The organism is Streptomyces sp. NPDC057271 (assembly GCF_042668715.1).
In the GTDB taxonomy this organism is placed as follows: domain Bacteria; phylum Actinomycetota; class Actinomycetes; order Streptomycetales; family Streptomycetaceae; genus Streptomyces.
The window spans coordinates 1-1,660 of sequence record NZ_JBHUYJ010000238.1 but is presented as its reverse complement, the minus strand read 5'-3'; the positions used below and the strand labels follow the sequence as shown (position 1 = coordinate 1,660).

At 70.6% G+C, this 1,660-nt stretch carries 1 protein-coding gene; it reads left to right on the top strand.

Going from position 1 to position 1,660, the window contains the following annotated elements; all coding sequences use genetic code 11:
* The first annotated feature begins 122 nt into the window (after nucleotides 1–122).
* Nucleotides 123–1,499 (top strand): IS1380 family transposase, encoded by a 1,377-nt coding sequence (locus tag ACFUJR_RS39205; RefSeq protein WP_383181688.1) that lies wholly within the window; start codon nucleotides 123–125, stop codon nucleotides 1,497–1,499.
* The last annotated feature ends 161 nt before the right edge of the window (nucleotides 1,500–1,660 follow it).

Below are 1,660 nucleotides of genomic sequence, written 5' to 3'. Positions count from 1 at the left end.
CCTCGCGCTTTCATGAAGCGGGCTGTCCGACGGGTGGTCAGGCAAGAAGAAAGTGCCTCTGACCAGCGAGAATGAGGATTGTCGAGGTCCTTGTTCCCGCACCAGCCGGAGGCACTTCCCAGGTGAAGAAGCGTATCGGGTCCTATCCACGCGTCCGCGTCGAGGGCGGCGGCCAGGGGGTGGTGTCCCAGGCCGGGGCCGTGCTGCTGGTCGAAACCGCCCGCAAGGCCGGGCTGGATCAAGCAATATCGACGGCGCTGACGCCCTGGCGACGCCCGAGGGCGGTGCACGATCCAGGCAAGATCCTGCTGGACACGGCCCTCGCGGTCGCGCTCGGCGGGGACTGCCTCGCGGATGTCGGGATGCTGCGGGCCGAGCCGGCCGTGTTCGGTCCGGTGGCCTCCGACCCGACCGTCTCCCGCCTCATCGACACCCTCGCCGCAGCCGGGCCGAAGGCCCTGGCCGCGATAAGGGCCGCGCGGGCCGAAGCCCGCGAGCACGTCTGGAACATGGCCAAGAACGCGGCCCCAGACGCCGCAGGACAGGTGATCGTGGACCTGGACGGGGTCCTCGTGCTGGCCCACTCCGAGAAACAGGACGCCACCGCGACCTGGAAGAAGACCTTCGGACACCACCCCCTGATGGGATTCGTCGACCACGGAAGCGGCGGGAGCGGGGAACCGGTGGCCGGCCTGCTCAGACCGGGTAACGCAGGCAGCAACACCGCCGCCGACCACATCACCACGGCCCAACTCGCCCTGGCCCAGCTGCCGAAGAAGTACCGGCGCGGACGCCAGACGCTGATCCGCACCGACTCCGGCGGCGGCACCCACGAGTTCGTCGCCTGGCTCGCCCGGCGCGGACGGTGGCTGTCGTACTCGGTTGGCATGACCATCACCGAGCAGATCCACCAGGCCGTCCTCACGGTCCCCGCCCCGGCCTGGACGGCAGCGATCGAGCCCGGCGGCGAGATCCGGGACGGAGCCTGGGTCGCCGAGATCACCGGAGACTGCCTCAAGGGCTGGCCGAAGGGAATACGGCTGATCGTCCGCAAGGAACGGCCCCACCCCGGCGCCCAGTTGCGCATCACCGACGCCGACGGACTGCGGCTGACCTGCTTCGCCACCAACACCACCGACATGCCGATCGCGGCACTGGAACTGCGCCACCGCCAGCGAGCCCGAGCCGAGGACCGCATCCGGGCCGCCCGGGCCACCGGCCTGCGCAACCTGCCCCTGCACGACACCGCCCAGAACCAGATCTGGCTGGAGATCGTTCAGCTCGCCCTGGACCTGCTGGCCTGGATGCCCATGCTCGCCCTGACAGGCGAAACCCGCAGGTGGGAGCCCCGCCGCCTCCGGCTCCGCCTCTTCTCCGCCGCCGCCCAGCTCGTCACGACAGCCCGCCGCCGGCGCCTGAGGTTCGCCCGCCACTGGCCCTGGACCGACGTGATCACCGACGCCCTGGCGCGGCTCGAAGCTCTCCCGAACCCCGGCTGACCAGATCATTCCCGTCCCTACGAGCAGCACCACCCCGACCGGAGCTGTGGAACCCGGCGCCCACCCGACGCGACAGCCGGGCCCTCGGTTTGTCGGCCATCAGGCACAGAACGCGAAACGGTCCACCGACTCCGCCGGCGGACCGTCGCGAAAGATCGAGG